The sequence below is a fragment of the Qipengyuania sp. SM2512 genome, assembly GCF_054954005.1.
The window spans coordinates 2578581-2595488 of sequence record NZ_CM143134.1 but is presented as its reverse complement, the minus strand read 5'-3'; the positions used below and the strand labels follow the sequence as shown (position 1 = coordinate 2595488).

Genomic DNA, 16908 nt, shown 5'->3' with positions numbered 1-16908 from the left:
GCGTCTTGACCCGCGGCCCTCGCCTGCTATGGCGCGCGCTTCGCGAATTGGCTCCGCACCCCGGTGAAGCGGCAGCCGCGCTGGAGAATTGCTCCAGCGGTGCGATACCGGGTTAGAGCGCCACCGATGGGGTGGCGATGGCAAATCGAAGGACTTATTATGTCGAAGCGCAAAAGCGCCAAGTACAAGCTCGACCGCCGGATGGGCGAAAACATCTGGGGTCGCCCGAATTCTCCCGTAAACCGTCGCTCCTACGGCCCTGGTCAGCACGGCCAGCGTCGCAAGAGCAAGGTCAGCGATTTCGGCCTCCAGCTGCGTGCCAAGCAGAAGCTCAAGGGCTATTACGGCGACGTCACCGAGAAGCAGTTCAAGCGCACCTATGCCGACGCTACGCGAATGAAGGGCGATTCCGGCCAGAACCTGATCGGTCTGCTCGAGCGTCGTCTCGACATGATCGTCTATCGCGCCAAATTCGCTCCGACCGTGTGGTCGGCCCGGCAGATCGTCAACCATGGTCACATCTATGTGAACGGCGTGAAGTGCAACATCCCCTCGCGCCGCTGCGATGTTGGCGACGTTATCAGCCTCGGCAGCAAGGCCAAGGACATGGCGCTCGTCATCGAGGCGCAGAGCCTGCCCGAGCGCGACATTCCCGACTATGTCGCGCCCGACGGCACCGAGAAGGTGACCTTCACCCGCGTGCCCAAGCTCGACGAAGTGCCCTATCCCGTCACGATGGAACCCAATCTGGTCGTCGAGTTCTACTCGCGCTGATCTGCGAGCAGGACATCTCGACAAGAAAAGGCGGCCTCTCGAGGCCGCCTTTTTTGTGCCTACCTTTTGGAACGATGCCCGGTGCCCGCAGGCGGCAGAACGCCTTGCCTTGAGCTCAGCCCCCCAGATGACTGTTTAGGAAGATATCGATCTGTTGCAACATGTCGGACCGCGCTTTGCTATCGGCGAGCCCGTGATCGAGGCCGTCGAGTTCCACGTATTCAACCGCCTTTCCAGAATCCTTCAGGCGCTTGGCCATCATCCGCGAATGAACGACGGCGACGTTCTGATCGAGCGTGCCGTGGAACAGCATGACAGGTGCAGCGAAGGAGTCGGCATGTTTGGCAGGACTGCCCGCGCGCACATGCGGTCCCTGCCCGATGAAGGCATCGACGAGCCCGAAATTGGTATAGGGGCGGGCATCGTCGCGCAGCTGGTCGAGGTCGGTTACCGGAGCAATCGCCACCACCGCTTGGTAGAGCGACGGGTCGAGCACTTGCGACTGCAGCGCCGCGTAGCCGCCGTATGACCAGCCCACCACCGCCAACCGGTCGGACTCGGCGATCCCTTCGCGCACCAGCCAGCGGCCAGCATCATTGACATCGCCAATCGCCGTCTCCCAGGCCTGGAAGCCGTTGCGTCCGAACCATGCTTCCCCATAACCGGCGGATCCGCGGAAGTTCGGCTGCAAGACGGCAAAGCCACGGGCGGCAAAAAACTGCACCAGCCAGTCGAAACCCCATTCGTCGCGCGCGCTCGGCCCGCCGTGGGGCAGGACGATCGCGGGGAGATTTTTGCCATCCGATCCAGGGGGCAATGTCAGATAGGCGGGAATCGGAGTTCCATCCGCAGCGGGAAAGGAAACCGGCGTCATCGCCCCCATGGTCTGGTTCTGGAGATGTTCGCGCAGCGGTAGCACTTCGCTCAGCTCACGGCTTGTCCGGTCGTAGAGATAGACCATGCCTGGGTCGGTATCGCTCGATGCGACGATCAGCAGGCGGCTTTCGTCCGCGCTGGCGCCGACGATGTTGATCAGCGGCTTGCCCGGGAGCGCCTCCTGCAATTGCGCAGCGAATATCTTCAAATCGGCGTCGAAATACTCGACGGCGCGCTTCTCGGTGGCATAGCTTGCGCCCACGACCCGGCGCTGGCGTCCGATGCGGATCAGGCGGTCGACATCGACGTCATCGCGCGCCATCACGACTCTCGGCTCCCCGACGCCGTCGAGCGGCACTTCGACAACCCCCGTGTATCCGTCCACCGCATCGAAGCCGAAGGCAACATTGCGCTGCGAGTCGACCGCGACGGGGATAAAACCCGAGGCAGTCTGCGCGTCGAGCTTTACCCTGGAGAGCAAGGTCCAGCCCGACTTCTTCGGCCCGCGGTAGTAAAAATATTGCTCGTCGCCCAGATTGGATCCGACGCCTCTTGGGTGGCGGACCTTCATGCGCACATCGCCCTTGTCGTCGGCGATGTAGACCACGGCATCGCTGTCGGGGTTCTCCACCTTCTTGCGGCGGCCGTCGATAACATTGACCTCCTCGACGCCGAGCCCGCTCGCCTCGTTGGCAAGACGTGTCCCGATGGTGCGTTCCGGGACATATTCCTTGGTCATCAGGACGGTATCGTCTCCGTCACTCACATCGAGCGCCAGAATGGTACCGCCGTCCTGCCGGTAACCGAGAGCGCGCATGTCGGTTCGAGGTGTGAGCAACAGCGGCTCGGAGCCATCCGCCCCGATCGCCAGAACTCGCGAAAAACCGATCAGTACGCCTGACCCCTCGCTGACCATATCCACCATGCAAACCAGCCGTTCCTCGGAGGCCCAGTCGCAGCGCGACAGGTCCGAGCGCTGTTCGCTGTTGGTGAGGATCGGCTTGATCGTGGCGTCCCCGACCAGATCGATCACGTTGAGGATTTCGCTTCCCTGCGGACCCGGCTCGATGAAGGCTATTTTCTGACCCGTCGGCGAGAGGCTGATCTGCAGCACCGTCTGGCGGATGCCGAATCGTGTGGCAGTTTCCTCCAGAGTTTCAGCCGCAGCGAAGGCAGGCGTACCTCCTGCAATGGCGACGACAGAGACAGCAGCGGCAAGCGCAAAACGCATTCTCATGGAAACGACCCCCCGGTTTCTATCCTCGGGTTAATCTACCGGCGCTGGAAAAACCTGCAAGCCTTTCAGTTTTTTCCGTAATCCCGCCGGAAATCCGCGGCGAACCGTGAAAATTCGCCCGCTCCGATCGCATCGCGCATTGCCTGCATCAGTTGCTGGTAGAAGGCGATGTTGTGCTCGGTCATCAGCATCGCGCCGAGGATCTCGCCCGCCTTGTTGAGATGGTGGAGATAGGCGCGGCTGTAGCTGGCGCAGGTGTCGCAGGTGCAGCGCGGGTCGAGCGGCTCGAGGTCCTCGGCGAAGCGGGCGTTGCGCAAATTGATCGGGCCGGTCCAGGTGAAGGCCTGGCCGTTGCGGCCCGAGCGGCTCGGCAGCACGCAGTCGAACATGTCGATCCCGCGCTCGACCGCGCCGACCAGGTCGTCGGGCTTGCCCACGCCCATCAGATAGCGCGGCGCGTCCTCGGGCAATTGACCGGGGGCGAAATCGAGCGTGGCGAACATCGCCTCCTGCCCCTCGCCCACCGCCAGCCCGCCGATCGCATAGCCGTCGAACCCTACCTCGCGCAGCGCCTCGGCGGAGCGGGCGCGCAGTCCTTCGTCTAGCGCGCCCTGCTGGATGCCGAACAGTGCCGCGCCGCTCGCGTGCTCGCCGCCGGCGTCGAAAGCCTCGCGGCTGCGTCTGGCCCAGCGCATGGACATTTCCATGCTCGCCTCGATCTCGGCGAAGGGCCGGTCGGCGCGCGGGCATTCGTCGAAGGCCATGACGATGTCCGAACCCAGCAGGCGCTGGATCTCCATCGAGCGTTCGGGGGTCAGCATGTGCTTGGAGCCGTCCAGATGGCTGCGGAACTCGACGCCCTCCTCCGTGAGCTTGTTGAGATCCGATAGACTCATCACCTGGTAGCCGCCGCTGTCGGTCAGGATCGGGCGCGACCAGTTCATGAAAGAATGGAGGCCACCGAGGCGCGCCATACGTTCGGCACCGGGGCGCAGCATCAGATGATAGGTGTTGCCCAGGATGATGTCCGCCCCTGTCTTGCGCACCGCTTCGGGCTTCATCGCCTTGACCGTCGCCGAGGTGCCCACGGGCATGAAGGCGGGGGTGTGGATCTCGCCGCGAAGCATCGCGATGCGCCCGGTGCGCGCCTTGCCGTCGGTGGCGTCGATCCGGAAGTCGAACCTCTCGGTCATGATCAGAACCCGTAAATGATGGTGGCGCGGGTCAGCGTGTCGGTGGTGACATTGCCGACGGGAGGATTGCTGTCGTAGTCCACCTGATAGGACAATCGCGCGCGCAGACTGTCGGTGACCCGGAAATCCAGCCCGGTGATCAGGTTGAGCGTGGTGCCGGCGGCATCGAACACGGCCACCGCCTGGCCGCCGGTTTCGGCAAGCGCGTTGACATCCTGCGTGAGCGTCAGCCGCTCGAGGATCCGCCAGTCGAAATCGACCCCCACCAGTCCGGCGATGCGGCTCTCGCGGCTTCCGTCGGTGGATTGGGTGACCCGGAAGGCGGGGCCCGCCTTGACCGAAAGCGAGAAGTCCTCGCTGTCGACGACATTGTAACCAAGTCCGCCGGATATCGCGTAACGACCGGTGTAGCCCTGCACCCGGTCGCGCTCGAACTGTGCGAGACCGTAAGCAAAGACGTCCTCGCCGAATTGCCAGCGCGGTTCGTAGGCGAAGAGGAAGTTCTCGCGGCTCGTGACGCCGTTCTGACTCTGATAATCCGCCCGTGCGCGCACCCGGTGCGTCCAGTCGATACCCTCGCGGATCAGCGAGAGCGAGGCCGTCAACCCGGCCGTATCGCTGTTGCCGCTCGACTGAAAACCGCCCAGCTCGCCTTCGCCGCTCCACAGCTCGAACAGCCCGGCGGAGCGGATCGACTCTTCGTGCTGCGCGGCGGCGAGCGTGTCGCGTTCCGCTTTGGCCGCCGCCCATTCGGCCTCGATCGCCGCGATCCCCTCGGCCTCACTGGGATAGGCGCTGCGGGCGAGTTCCAGCGCGGTGGCAACCTTGGCCGCATCGCCGGTCGCGCGAGCGGCATCGATCATCGCGCGCACCCCTTCGGGAAGTTCGGCCTGGGCAGGCGCAGCCCATATCGCGAACAGGGCCAGGGCGGCATGGGGAAGCGGTCGGCGAAGCATCATCGCCCGCGCCGATAGCCAATCAGGCGCGCAGTCGCCAGCCCGTCTTGAAGATCGTGGCGATGATCGCGATGCAGGTCGCGAGGAAGCCCAGCGTGATCGCAAAACTGATCCAGATGTCGACATCGGCGCTGCCGTAGAAGGTCCAGCGCAGACCGCTCACCAGATAGACGATCGGGTTGAACAGCGCGATCGTATCCCAGGGCTGGGGCAACATCTCTATCGAGTAGAAGGTTCCGCCCAGGAAGGTCAGCGGGGTGAGGAACAGCAGCGGGATGATCCCCAGCTTCTCGAAATTGTCCGCCCAGACGCCGAGGATGAAGCCGAACAGGCTGAAGCTGGCGGCGACCAGGATGATGTAGATGAAGGCCAGAAACGGATGCGCGATCGAGTAGTCGACGAACAGCCGTGCGGTGAGCAGGATGATCGCGGCCAGGATCAGGCTCTTGACCGCCGCCGCCCCTACGAAACCAGCCAACGTCTCGCCCACCCCGACCGGCGCCGAGAGCAATTCGTAGATCGTACCGGTGAAGCGCGGCATGTAGATCCCAAAGCTGGCATTGCTGGTGGTCTCGCCCAGCAGGGTCAGCATCAGCAGCCCCGGGATGATGAAGGCGCCGTAATCCACGCCGCCGAGATCGGGCATCCGCCCGCCGATCGCCGCACCGAAGACGATGAAATAGAGCGAAGTCGTGAGCACCGGAGCGATGATCGACTGGAAAGCGGTGCGGAAGGCACGCATGATCTCGCGGATGAAGATCGACCATGCCGACCGGGCGCTGAAATGCATCAGGCGGTTTCCCTTGCGTTGGTAGCAGGCTGGGGGGCATCGCCCTCGCCCAGCACCGAGACGAAGATGTCCTCGAGGCTGCTTTCGCGCACGTCGATGCCGATGTAGTCGATCCCGGCTCCGGTCAGCGCCTTGGTCAGCGCGGCGACCTCCTGCTTGCCCTTGCCGGTGCCGTCGCCGCCGCGATAGCACAGGCTCGTGCCGCCCTGCTCCAGCTCGATCGGGAAATGCGCGAGCGCGGGGGGAATCACGGACATCGGTTCGGCCAGGGTAATATGCGCTTCGGTCCGCCCGAGCCGCGCCATCATTTTGGCTTTTTCGTCGACCATCAGCAGCCGGCCGTTGCGGATCACCCCGACGCGGTCGGCCATCTCCTCGGCCTCCTCGATGTAATGGGTGGTGAGGATAACGGTCACGCCGCGCGCGCGCATCTGGTCGATGAGCTGCCACATGCCCTTGCGCAGTTCGACGTCGACGCCCGCGGTGGGTTCGTCGAGGAACAGCAAGTCGGGTTCGTGCGCCAGCGCCTTGGCGATCAGCACGCGGCGCTTCATTCCGCCCGAGAGCGCCATGATCCGCTCGTCGCGCTTGTCCCATAGGCTTAGCGAGCGCAGGATTTCCTCGATCCGCTCGGGGTTGGGCGGCAGGCCGAACAGTCCGCGCGAGAAGGCGACCGCGCGGCGGACCGGTTCGAACATGTCGGTGGCGAGTTCCTGCGGCACCAGACCGATGCGCTTGCGCGCCTGGCGCCAGTCGCGCGAGAGATCGTGACCGAAGGCGCGGATCGTACCCGAGGACGGGGTAACCATCCCGCAGACCGCGCCGATGAGCGTCGTCTTGCCAGCCCCATTGGGCCCGAGCAGCGCGAAGATCTCGCCCTTGTTGATGGTCAGATCGACATCGTCGAGCGCTCTGAGCCCGCCGGGATAGACCTTGGTCAGGCCGGTGAGCTCGAGAATGGGTTCGGACATGCGGTGCAATTGTGCCCGGCGGCGCAAGATTGCAAGTGTCGCGGGCGATCAGGGCAGCAGCAGGCTCGAATCGCCATAGCTGTAGAAGCGGTATTCGTTCGCGATTGCATGGGCATAGGCCTCCTGCATTCTTTCGCGCCCCATCATCGCCGAGACCAGCATGAACAGCGTGGATTTGGGAAGATGGAAGTTGGTCATCAATCCGTCCACCGCGCGGAAGCGGTAACCCGGGGTGATGAAGATGTCGGTGTCGCCCGCGAACGGAGCGATCACGCCGTCCTCGCCGGTTGCGCTCTCGAGCAGCCGCAGCGAGGTGGTGCCGACCGCAATGACCCTACCACCCGCCTTGCGCGCCGCGTTGAGCCGCTCGGCGACGTTGGGTTCGATCCGGCCCCATTCGGAGTGCATCACGTGGTCGGCGGTGTCCTGCGCCTTGACCGGCAGGAAGGTCCCCGCGCCGACATGCAGCGTTAGCATCTCGCGCCCGATCCCCGCCTCGTCGAGCGCCGCGACCAGTTCCTCGGTGAAATGCAGCGAGGCGGTCGGTGCCGCCACCGCGCCGTCCTCGCGCGCGAACATGGTCTGGTAGTCCTCGCGGTCCTGCGCATCGGTGCCGCGCTTGCCCGCGATATAGGGGGGCAGCGGCATGGTTCCGGCACGTTCGAGCAGCAGTTCGACCGGTTCCTCCCCGGCAAAGCACAGCGTGAAGCTGCCATCCTCATGGCGGGTTTCGGCCGTGGCGGTCACCCCGCCGCCGAAAGTGACGAGGTCGCCCGCTTTCAGCCGCTTGGCATTGCGGATGAAGGCCTGCCAGCGGCGCAGGTCGATCCGCTTGTGCAGGGTCGCGCCGATCCTGGCCTCGCCGCGGCGCCCCTCGAGCTGCGCCGGGATAACGCGGGTGTCGTTGAACACCAGCACATCGCCCGCGCGCAGCAGCAGCGGCAGGTCGCGCACGCCGAGGTCTTCAAAGGAGCCCCCGCCCCGCACCAGCAGCATTCGCGCGGCGTCGCGGGGGCGAACGGGGCGCAGCGCGATCCGCTCGGGCGGAAGCGTAAAATCGAAAAGGTCGATATCCATGGCGGAACCCGTCCCGGCCGTGCGGGCCAAGCCGCGCGGGAATTACTCGCCGATCGGCGCGTTCAGCTCATCGGCGGTGATCTCGGCCGCCGGAGCCGGTTGCAGCGCCTGAGGCCGCGGAATCGGGCGATTGTCGCTGGCGATCGACGCCTGGACGATCCGGGTCGGATCGACCGGCGGCTCGCCGCGGTTGATCGCATCGACCGCAGCCATGTTTGAAATCACCCGCCCGAGGTTGGTGTAGCGCTTGTCGAGGCTGAAGCGGGGATAGAAGACGATGAAGAACTGGCTGTTCGCGCTGTCCTCACCCTGCGCGCGCGCCATCGAGAGCGTGCCGCGGACATGCGGCATCGGGTTGAACTCGGCGGCCAGATCGGGAAGCGACGAGCCGCCCTGTCCGGTCCCGGTCGGATCGCCGGTCTGCGCCATGAAGCCGTCGATCACGCGGTGGAAGATCACCCCGTCGTAGAACCCTTGACGGGTCAGCGTCTTGATCCGCTCGATATGGCTGGGCGCCCAGCTTGGCATCAGCCGGATCGCCACCCGCTCGCCATTGGAGAGATCGAGCAGGAGGATGTTCTCGCGGTCTTCCTCCATGCTGTAGTTGATCGGCGCGTAGACGGGTGCGGCTTCAGCGGGCGCGGCTTCGTCGGCGGCATCCTCAGTAGGAACTGGGGCGGGAGCTTCCGCCGGAGCCTCCTGCGCCTGAGCGGAGGTGGAAAGTCCCGCCAGCGGCGTGGCGACCAGCGCGGCGAGCGCGGCAAAGGCAGGCGAAAGCTTCAGCATGGATTTTCCGTCTGTTGGAACATGGGAACGGCGCGCGGTCTAGCCGCGGCGCGCTGTCGGTTCAATGAATGGTTCAGTAGTCGCCCTTGCGCCCGGTCTCGTCGACCCGGGCCACGACATCGTCGCGCACCTGCGCGCTGACGAAGGGCGTAATATCCCCGCCATAGACCGCAATTTCCTTCACCAGCCGCGAGGCGATCGGCTGGAGCGAGACATCGGCCATCAGGAACACGGTTTCGATCTCATCGTCGATCTGCTGATTCATCCCCGCCATCTGGTATTCATATTCGAAATCCGCGACCGCGCGCAGCCCGCGCACGATGACGCTCGCGCCCTGCGCCTTGGCGAATTTCATCAGCAGCGCGTTGAAGGCGACCACCTCCACATTGCCCAGCCCCATGGTGGCGACCTCGCGCTCGACCATCTCCAGCCGCTCGGCGGTGTCGAACATCGGGTTCTTGGAAGGATTGGTGGTCACTCCGACAATCAGCCAGTCGACCAGCTTGCAGCCGCGCCGCAGGATATCGGCATGGCCGAGGGTGATGGGATCGAAGGTCCCGGGATAGATGCCGATGCGTTTGCTCATGGAATATTACCTGTCTCTTTCGACGATATAGCGCGCGAGCGCTTTCAGCAGGCTGGCGTCCTCGCCGTGCGATGCAAGCCGCGCAATCGCCTGCTCGGTCAGCATTCTCGCTTGCGCGCGCGCCGGCTCGACCCCCATCAGCGTGACGAAGGTCGCTTTGCCCTGCCCTTCGTCCTTGCGCAGCGCTTTGCCCGCCTTGTGGGGGTCGCCCTCGACATCGAGCAGGTCGTCGGCGATCTGGAAAGCGAGTCCGATATCGCGGGCATAGGCGCGCCAGTGAACCCGCCCTTCGGGCACCACGCGGCCCAGGATCGCGCCCATCTCGACGCTGGCGGCGAGCAGCGCGCCGGTCTTGAGCTGCTGCAGGCGGGTGACCTGGCGCAGGTCGTAATCCTCTCCTTCCGAGGCCATGTCCATCATCTGGCCGCCGGCCATGCCCTCGTGCCCGCTGGCGCGCGCCAGCGTCGCCACCAGTTCGGCGCGGACGAAGGGGTCGCCGGTGATCTCGGGACGGACCAGAATATCGAAGGCCAGCGCATGGAGCGCATCGCCCGCAAGCACCGCGGTCGCCTCGTCGAAAGCGCGGTGGACGGTCGGCTTGCCGTGGCGCAGATCGTCGTCGTCCATGCAGGGGAGATCGTCGTGGATCAGCGAATAGGCGTGGATCGCTTCCACCGCGCAGCCCGCGTGGATCGCCGCGGTGCGATCGACGCCGTAGAGTTCGGCGACCGCCGCCAGCAGCAGCGGGCGGACTCTCTTGCCTCCGCCGATGGTCGCATAGCGCATCGCCTCGACCAGCCGCGCACTGCTATCCTCGGGGACCGGCAGATAGGAGTCGAACGCCGCATCGATATCGGTCTGGATCCGCTCCAGCGCCCTTTTGAGCTCCGCGTGCGAATTCGGGACTGCGGTCACGCTCATCCTTCGGCGTCGAAGGGTTCCGTGCCCGACGGCTTGCCCGCGCCATCGGTGACGATCTTTTCGATCCGTGCCTGCGCCGCGTCGAGCCGCGCCTGGCAATGCTTGCGCAAGGCTGCGCCGCGTTCGTAGAGCGAAATGCTCTCGTCGAGCGGCACATCGCCGCTCTCGAGCCGGCGCACCACCTCTTCGAGCGCCCTCAGCGCATCCTCGAAATTCATCGGGGCGATATCCGCAGCGCCCCCTCCTGCCGGTCCCGTATCCATGGGTCAGGAGCATTGACCGCGCGGCTCCACGGGGTCAAGTAACCAACCCAGGGGGAATGCTTAATGAAGTGGATTGTCGCCGATCGTGCCGCCGCTGGCCTTGTGCCGGCCCTCACGATCTCCCCGGAGTAGAGCGATGTTCATCGGACACTGGGCTCCGGCCTTCGCGGCCGCGGCCGTCGCACCCGAAAGCCCGCGGCTGGGCACGCTGTTCATCGCCGCGCAGTTGGTCGACTGGGCGTTCGCGCTGTTCGTGCTGGGCGGGTTGGAGCACCTGCGGCTGGTTCCGGGCATCACCGCGATGAACCCGCTCGATCTCTATCACATGCCGCTGTCGCACAGCCTGCTGGGCACTGCCGTGTTCGCGCTGGTGTTCGGCGTGGCGATCGGCGCGGCGCTGCGCAATGCTGTTGCGGGAACCTGGGCCGCGGCGGTGGTGCTCAGCCACTGGCTGCTCGATCTGCTGGTTCACCGCCCGGATCTGACCCTGGCCGGCGGCGCGGACAAATTGGGTTGGGGTCTGTGGGATCATCCCGGGATCGCCATCCCGCTCGAGCTCGCGCTCACGCTGGGCGCCTTCGTCTGGTACATCCGCGCCACCAAGGGCCCGCTCGGTCCGCCGCTGATCCTGCTCGGCGTCATGCTGGTGCTGCAGGCCTTCAGCTGGTTCGGACCCGAGCCGCAGGGATCGCCCTTGGCAATGGTGCTGACGATGCTCTTCGCTTTCGCCGTAGTCACCGCGCTGGCCTTCTGGGTCGGGCGGACGCGGTGGCACAAGCGCCACGTGGGGCTGGCGGTGGCGAGCGTGCGGCGCTAAGCGCGCGCGCATGGCAAACCCGACTTCCGCGATCACCCTCCCCATCACCGCCGAGACCGTCGAGCAGCACGGTCTCAGCCCCGAGGAATACGAGCGCGTCCTGAATGCGCTGGGGCGCGAGCCCAATATGGTCGAGCTCGGCATCTTCTCGGTGATGTGGTCGGAGCATTGCTCCTACAAGAGCTCGCGCCTGCACTTGAAGAAACTGCCGACCGAAGCGCCCTGGGTGATCTGCGGCCCCGGCGAGAACGCGGGCGTGATCGATATCGGCGATGGGCAAGCTGCCATCTTCAAGATGGAGAGCCACAACCACCCCAGCTACATCGAGCCCTATCAGGGCGCGGCGACCGGCGTGGGCGGGATCCTGCGCGATGTGTTCACCATGGGTGCGCGCCCCGTGGCCAACGCCAATGCGCTGCGCTTCGGGCGTCCCGAGCACCCCAAGATGAAGCATCTGGTGCAAGGTGTGGTCGCGGGCATCGGCGGCTATGGCAATTGCGTCGGGGTGCCGACGGTCGCGGGCGAGACCAATTTCCACCCCGCTTACGATGGCAACATTCTGGTCAACGCAATGACCGTCGGCGTCGCCGATGCGGACAAGATCTTCTATTCCGCCGCCACCGGGGTGGGCAATCCGATCGTCTATGTCGGCTCCAAGACCGGGCGCGATGGGATCCACGGCGCGACCATGGCGAGCGCTGATTTCGGCGAGGATTCGGATGCCAAGCGCCCTACGGTCCAGGTCGGCGATCCCTTTACCGAGAAGCTGCTGATCGAGGCCTGCCTCGAACTGATGGCCACCGATGCGATCGTCGCGATCCAGGACATGGGCGCGGCGGGGCTGACTTCCTCGAGCGTCGAGATGGCGACCAATGGCAAGGCGGGGATCCGTCTCGACATGAACATGGTGCCCTGCCGCGAGGAGGGGATGACGCCCTATGAGATGATGCTGAGCGAAAGCCAAGAGCGCATGCTCATGGTGCTCAAACCCGGCCGCGAGGCCGAGGCCGAGGCGATCTTCCACAAATGGGAGCTCGATTTCGCGGTGATCGGCGAGGTCACCGATACCCGCCACATGGTGCTCGAATTCGACGGCGAGGTGGTCTGCGACATTCCGCTCGGTCCGCTTGCCGCCGACGCGCCCGAATACGACCGGCCCTATCTCTCCAAGGACGAATACAAGGACTGGGCCAAGGTCGAGCAGCTGGGCGAAGTACCCCAGAGCACGGATATCGCGGCGGACCTGCTCAAGATGATGGCCAGCCCCTCGCTCGCCTCTCGCCGCTGGATCGCCGAGCAATACGACAGTCAGGTCGGCGCCGACACGTTGCAGACCGGCGGCGATGCCGGCGTGGTCAGGGTTCACGGCACGAAGAAGGCGCTGGCGATCACCACCGACTGCACCCCGCGCTACGTCTATGCCGATCCCTACGAGGGCGGCAAGCAGGCGATCGCCGAGGCGTATCGCAACCTCTGCGCGGTCGGCGCGCGGCCGCTGGCGGTGACCAATTGCCTCAATTTCGGCAATCCGCAGCGCCCCGAGATCATGAGCCAGTTCGTCCACGCGCTCGAAGGCATGGGCGATGCCTGCCGCGCGCTCGACTTTCCGATCGTCAGCGGGAATGTTAGCCTCTACAACGAGAGCAAGGCGACCGGCGGCGGCAGCGCGATCCTCCCCACACCCGCGATCGGCGGGGTCGGCATCCTCGAGGATTACTCGAAGATGATGACCATGCCGTTCAAGGCCGCAGGCGAGCGGATCGCCACCATCGGCTTCCACCACGAGGCGATCGGCCAGTCGCTGTGGCTGCGCGAAATTCACGGCCGCGAGGACGGCGAGAGCCCGATGGTCGACCTCGAGGACGAGCGGCTGTGCGGAGAAGTCGTCCGGCGGCTGATCGAGCAGGGCAAGGTCACCGCGGTCCATGACGTCAGCGATGGCGGACTGGCGGTGGCGCTGGCCGAGATGGCGCTGGCGAGCGGGATCGGCGCCGAACTAAAGGAGATGACCGGCGAATTCGCCTTCAGCGAAACGCAGGCGCTTTATGTCGTGACCTTTCGCGAAGATGTCGAACTCGACCCCCAAGAAGTTCCCTTCACGGAAATAGGTCGAACCGGCGGCGACGCGTTGGTGCTCAACGGCAAACCCGTTGCGCTAGCCGACCTGCGCGAACCGCACGCCAGCTTCTTCCGCGACTGGATGGACGCTTGAACCCGATAGCATCGTCATGCTGAACTCGTTTCAGCATCCATCTCGCCCCCCTTCGCGGTTGGCGCGGGCCGAAGGATGGACCCTGAAACAAGTTCAGGGTGACGAATCTTCGGGTGTGGGTGCATCCGATGGAACGAACACATGACCGGCACCCCCTCCGGGACGCCACTCGTCCGCACGCTCGACCTGCGCGACGGGCAGCGGGTGTGGTTCGACGCCATGCCCGAGGAGATCATCGACGAGATCGACGAATACGCACTCGAACTGGTCTTCGTCCCCGACCCGGCCGAGGGCCTCGATGCGGCGCATGTCTTCGTGACCGAATTGGCCGATCTTGCCGCCAAGCTGGCGACTCTGCGCCAGCAGATCGCAGCCGATGGACAGGTTTGGGTAAGCTGGCCCGAGCCGTCCTCCGGCACCTCCACCGACATCGATGCGGACAAGGTTCGCGCCGCGGCCCAGCCGCTCGGCTTCGTCGATACCAAGCAGGCGGCGGTCGATCCCGCCTGGAACAGTCTCAAGTTGGTGATCCGCAAGGAACTGCGCTGACGACTTCGTCCGGGGCCCAACGCCTTAGGTTCAGGCGGCCTTCGCTAGTTCCTGCTGCGTATCCTTGGTCAGCAGATCGTAGGGATCGATCCCCTCCTCGCGCCAGATCCGGTGGCATTCGCGGTACCAGTGCGGCTCGGGAATGTTGAGCTCGGTGCGAGCCTGCTCCAGATCCTTCGCGAGCAATTCGCGGATCGACATCGCCACCAGCGGCGGACAGGCGACGCCGGTGCGCTGCGCCTGGCGGCAGGCGCGAAACACCGGGGCTCTGCTCCTGACCGAAGTCTTGATGTTGAGAGCGCCGGCATAGCCGATCAGCAGATGGCCGTGGCTGGGCGACTGGCCGTGGGTGAACAGCAGCACGCATTGCTCGCCCAGCCCGTCGCGGCCGTAGCCGGTCAGCACGTGCATCAGATCATGCGTGTCGCGCGAACGGAAACCGAACCATTCGACCAGATCGCCGTATCGGGGGCGCCCCAGCTTGTCCGCCTCGGCGACCAGCCCGGCGGCGGACAGCCCTTCGCGCTCCATGAAATCGCAATAGGCCTGCGCGACCGAGCCTTCGGGCAGGCGCCGCAGCGCCTCGTGATCGTCGAGGATCGGCGGAAGGAACGGCTCTTCGGCGCGCAGCTTCTCGCCCTGTTCGCTGAGCGTCAGCGCGCAGACCCGCGGGACGTAGTCCTTGGATGGCAGCGCTTCGAAGATCTTGAAGACGTGGCTGGTCTCCTCCTTGTCCTTCAGCAGGTCGCGGAAATGACCATAGGCCTTGGGCAGAGAGTATCGCGGCTCGACGCGGCGCGGATCGCGCAGCAGCGTGCCGTCACGGGCGCATTCGACTGTGGACTGGAGCGCGTTCTGTTCGGTCATGCTCGGCCTCTACTGACAGGAATGTCAATATAGCCACAAAGCGCCGGGGAATGGAAGCTATCGTGCAACCCATTCGTTCTCGGGAATGTCCAACAGCTTGAGGACCGCGGAAATCTCGCCGTGCTCGATCCGTCCCCCGGCGGCCTCGCGGGCCCCGGGCTTGGCGCGGTAGGCGAGGCCGTAATCCGCCGCCTGGAGCATCGGGATGTCGTTCGCGCCGTCCCCCAGGGCGAGCACGCGCGCGCCCTCGCCCAGCTGTTCGCGCTCCTCCACCAGTGTCGCGCGCTTGGTGCCGGCGTCGCTGATCGGACCGTCGAGCGCACCCGTCAGCCTGCCTTCGGCCACGCCGAGCCGGTTGCCGACCACGCGGTCGAAGCCGAGCTGCGCGCCGATCGCATCGGCGAAATGGTGGAAGCCGCCGGTGACGAGCACCGCCCGGCAGCCGCGCGACCTCAGTGTCGCGATCAGCGTTCGCGCGCCCGCAACCGGCGTGATCCGCTCGGCCAGACATTGGTCGATCGCCGCAGCCTCGAGCCCCGCGAGAAGCCTGACGCGTTCGGTCAGCGCCTGCCCGAAATCGAGCTCGCCGCGCATCGCGCGCTCGGTGATCGCCGCAACCTGCTGCTTGATCCCGGCGTAATCGGCCAGTTCGTCGATGCATTCCTGCCCGATCATGGTGGAATCCATGTCCGACACGAGCAGCCGCGGGACTTCGATCAGATGATCGGCGGCGAGCATGTCGCAGGCACCGAAATGCGCATCGAGAATCGCCCGCACCGGCGCCAGCTCGGCTTGGGGAAAGGAGAGCTGCAGAACGTCGCCGCAAAACTCGAGCATCCCCGCCATCGCCACCGGCATGCCCGCCGCGTCGAGCGCGGTCATCGCGGCCTCGAGGCGGGTTTCGAGCCCGCTCTGGTCTGCTATCATCCGGACAATGAGCACGCGCGAAACTCCTGAAAAACCATCCTCGAACGTGGCGTCGGACCCGCCACCGAACCCGCTGTCGAACCCGCCGGCAAAACCACCGGTCGCGCTCATCGCAGGGCCAACCGCGAGCGGCAAGAGCGATCTGGCGGTGCGCCTGGCGCAGGAGCTGGAGGCCGAGGGATGGCGCGCGGTGGTGGTGAATTGCGACAGCGCGCAGGTCTATGCCGATCTCCAGATCCTCTCGGCGCGGCCGACGCGGGCTGAAATGGGCGGGATCGAACACCGATTGTTCGGCATCTGGGACGGCGCAGTGCCCTGCTCGGCCGCCGACTGGGCTGCGGCCGCCAAACGCGAGATCGCCGAACTGCACGCAGCCGAGGCGGTGCCGATCCTGTGCGGCGGGACCGGGCTCTATATCCGCACGCTGATCGAGGGGATCGCGCCGATCCCCGATATCGATCCGGCCACGCGCTCGGCCGTCCGCGCGCTCGCGCCCGAGGGGGCGCGCGCCGCGCTCGAACGCGAGGACCCCGAAGCGGCCGCCCGGCTCGCGCCCGCGGATCGCTCGCGCACCACGCGCGCGCTTGAGGTGGTGCGCGCCACCGGGCGGACGCAGCGCCACTGGCAGGCGCGCAAGACCGGGGGGATAGGTTCCGACATCGCACTCCACCCGCTGATCCTGCTGCCGGAACGCGACTGGCTGTTCGAGCGCTGCGACCGGCGCTTTGCCGCAATGCTCGACCGGGGTGCCGAACGCGAGGTGGCCGCCTTGCTGGCACGGGGACTCGATCCTTCGCTGCCCGTCATGCGCGCCATCGGCGTTCCCGAGATCGCGGCGCTGCTTGACGGCAGCATGTCCCGCGAATGCGCGCTCGCCGCCGGACGGGCCGCCACCCGGCAATATGCCAAGCGTCAGTACACCTGGTTCCGCAACCAGCCCCCCGAAGCGTGGCCTCGGCAGGAAAGCGTTGGTTGTGCAGCCCGCAGTATTTTTGTTTCTTTGTTTCAAACGCCGCGTTGACAGCGCACTATTCGGATTTCATAGCGGTCCTCGTCGGCCCGGCGCGAGACCCCCGCGTCGGGCCGATTTGCGCCTGTCGGCTGGC

At 65.7% G+C, this 16908-nt stretch carries 17 protein-coding genes; 5 read left to right on the top strand and 12 right to left on the bottom strand.

Annotation, left to right across the window (positions count from 1 at the left end; genetic code table 11):
- The first annotated feature begins 159 nt into the window (after positions 1 to 159).
- Positions 160 to 774, top strand: coding sequence for a 30S ribosomal protein S4 (gene rpsD / locus ACQ5J0_RS12925; protein WP_462567915.1), 615 nt, complete (start codon positions 160 to 162; stop codon positions 772 to 774).
- A 115-nt stretch (positions 775 to 889) separates the two neighbouring features.
- Here the strand turns inward: rpsD and ACQ5J0_RS12920 are convergent, their stop codons facing one another.
- The 10 genes from ACQ5J0_RS12920 to ACQ5J0_RS12875 form a co-directional block, all read right to left on the bottom strand.
- On the bottom strand, positions 890 to 2887 hold the full coding sequence (locus ACQ5J0_RS12920) for an alpha/beta hydrolase family protein (RefSeq protein ID WP_462567914.1): 1998 nt from the start codon (positions 2885 to 2887) through the stop codon (positions 890 to 892).
- 65 nt (positions 2888 to 2952) lie between these two features.
- On the bottom strand, positions 2953 to 4080 hold the full coding sequence (tgt, locus tag ACQ5J0_RS12915; protein ID WP_462567913.1) for a tRNA guanosine(34) transglycosylase Tgt: 1128 nt from the start codon (positions 4078 to 4080) through the stop codon (positions 2953 to 2955).
- A gap of 2 nt (positions 4081 to 4082) precedes the next feature.
- Positions 4083 to 5039, bottom strand: a complete 957-nt coding sequence (locus ACQ5J0_RS12910) for a DUF481 domain-containing protein (protein ID WP_462567912.1) — start codon at positions 5037 to 5039, stop codon at positions 4083 to 4085.
- A gap of 19 nt (positions 5040 to 5058) precedes the next feature.
- Positions 5059 to 5826 carry an ABC transporter permease gene (locus tag ACQ5J0_RS12905; protein ID WP_462567911.1) on the bottom strand — a complete coding sequence of 256 codons (768 nt, stop codon included), beginning with the start codon at positions 5824 to 5826 and terminating at the stop codon, positions 5059 to 5061.
- Complete coding sequence (locus ACQ5J0_RS12900) at positions 5826 to 6797, bottom strand: ABC transporter ATP-binding protein (protein ID WP_462567910.1); 972 nt, start codon at positions 6795 to 6797, stop codon at positions 5826 to 5828. The genes ACQ5J0_RS12905 and ACQ5J0_RS12900 overlap by 1 nt, the downstream gene beginning before the upstream one ends.
- Before the next feature lie 48 nt (positions 6798 to 6845).
- Entirely contained in the window at positions 6846 to 7874 is a 1029-nt protein-coding gene (gene queA / locus ACQ5J0_RS12895) for a tRNA preQ1(34) S-adenosylmethionine ribosyltransferase-isomerase QueA (protein WP_462567909.1), read from the bottom strand.
- A 42-nt stretch (positions 7875 to 7916) separates the two neighbouring features.
- The gene (locus ACQ5J0_RS12890; RefSeq protein ID WP_462567907.1) at positions 7917 to 8660 is read right to left on the bottom strand and encodes a peptidylprolyl isomerase; all 744 of its coding nucleotides are present in this window, start codon (positions 8658 to 8660) and stop codon (positions 7917 to 7919) included.
- 73 nt (positions 8661 to 8733) lie between these two features.
- Positions 8734 to 9246 (bottom strand): pantetheine-phosphate adenylyltransferase, encoded by a 513-nt coding sequence (gene coaD / locus ACQ5J0_RS12885; protein ID WP_462567906.1) that lies wholly within the window; start codon positions 9244 to 9246, stop codon positions 8734 to 8736.
- 6 nt (positions 9247 to 9252) lie between these two features.
- Positions 9253 to 10167: a polyprenyl synthetase family protein gene (locus ACQ5J0_RS12880; protein WP_462567905.1), complete on the bottom strand. Its 915-nt coding sequence runs from the start codon at positions 10165 to 10167 to the stop codon at positions 9253 to 9255.
- Complete coding sequence (locus ACQ5J0_RS12875) at positions 10164 to 10430, bottom strand: exodeoxyribonuclease VII small subunit (protein ID WP_462567904.1); 267 nt, start codon at positions 10428 to 10430, stop codon at positions 10164 to 10166. Before ACQ5J0_RS12875 ends, ACQ5J0_RS12880 begins: the two co-directional genes overlap by 4 nt.
- A 136-nt stretch (positions 10431 to 10566) precedes the next feature.
- On the opposite strand from ACQ5J0_RS12875, the gene ACQ5J0_RS12870 reads away from it, so the two are divergent.
- The 3 genes from ACQ5J0_RS12870 (at position 10567) to ACQ5J0_RS12860 (ending at position 14008) form a co-directional block, all read left to right on the top strand.
- Positions 10567 to 11247, top strand: a complete 681-nt coding sequence (locus ACQ5J0_RS12870; RefSeq protein ID WP_462567903.1) for a hypothetical protein — start codon at positions 10567 to 10569, stop codon at positions 11245 to 11247.
- A 10-nt stretch (positions 11248 to 11257) separates the two neighbouring features.
- Complete coding sequence (gene purL, locus ACQ5J0_RS12865) at positions 11258 to 13459, top strand: phosphoribosylformylglycinamidine synthase subunit PurL (RefSeq protein ID WP_462567901.1); 2202 nt, start codon at positions 11258 to 11260, stop codon at positions 13457 to 13459.
- A 141-nt stretch (positions 13460 to 13600) separates the two neighbouring features.
- Positions 13601 to 14008 (top strand): DUF3052 family protein, encoded by a 408-nt coding sequence (locus ACQ5J0_RS12860; RefSeq protein WP_462567900.1) that lies wholly within the window; start codon positions 13601 to 13603, stop codon positions 14006 to 14008.
- A 30-nt stretch (positions 14009 to 14038) separates the two neighbouring features.
- Here ACQ5J0_RS12860 and ACQ5J0_RS12855 read toward each other — a convergent pair whose 3' ends face one another.
- Both ACQ5J0_RS12855 and serB read right to left on the bottom strand, forming a co-directional pair.
- A complete protein-coding gene (locus ACQ5J0_RS12855; RefSeq protein WP_462567899.1) occupies positions 14039 to 14875 on the bottom strand; it encodes a Coq4 family protein in 837 nt (278 codons plus the stop codon).
- 57 nt (positions 14876 to 14932) lie between these two features.
- Positions 14933 to 15802, bottom strand: coding sequence for a phosphoserine phosphatase SerB (gene serB, locus ACQ5J0_RS12850; protein WP_462567898.1), 870 nt, complete (start codon positions 15800 to 15802; stop codon positions 14933 to 14935).
- A gap of 7 nt (positions 15803 to 15809) precedes the next feature.
- On the opposite strand from serB, the gene miaA reads away from it, so the two are divergent.
- Positions 15810 to 16823, top strand: coding sequence for a tRNA (adenosine(37)-N6)-dimethylallyltransferase MiaA (gene miaA / locus ACQ5J0_RS12845; RefSeq protein WP_462567896.1), 1014 nt, complete (start codon positions 15810 to 15812; stop codon positions 16821 to 16823).
- Positions 16824 to 16908: the final 85 nt, after the last annotated feature.